This window comes from Streptomyces xylophagus, from assembly GCF_000716435.1.
Taxonomy (GTDB): domain Bacteria; phylum Actinomycetota; class Actinomycetes; order Streptomycetales; family Streptomycetaceae; genus Streptomyces; species Streptomyces xylophagus.
Map to the genome: position 1 here is coordinate 1 of NZ_JNWO01000205.1, position 225 is coordinate 225.

The window sequence follows — 225 nt, forward strand, 5'->3', positions numbered from 1 at the left end:
GCCGTCAACCAGGACGGCGCCAGCAACGGCCTCTCCGCCCCCAACGGACCCTCACAAGAACGCGTCATCCAACAAGCCCTCGCCAACGCCCAACTCACCCCCGACCAAATCGACCTCATCGAGGCACACGGCACCGGCACCACCCTCGGCGACCCCATCGAAGCCCAAGCCCTCCTCCACACCTACGGCCAACACCACACCCCCGAACAACCCGCCTACCTCGGA

Annotated in this window: 1 protein-coding gene; it reads left to right on the forward strand. The window is 66.7% G+C overall.

Annotated features, from left to right (window positions below; all coding sequences use genetic code 11):
• A partial coding sequence (locus tag OO70_RS50995) for a hypothetical protein (protein ID WP_043688557.1) occupies nucleotides 1–225 on the forward strand: 225 nt, incomplete at both ends.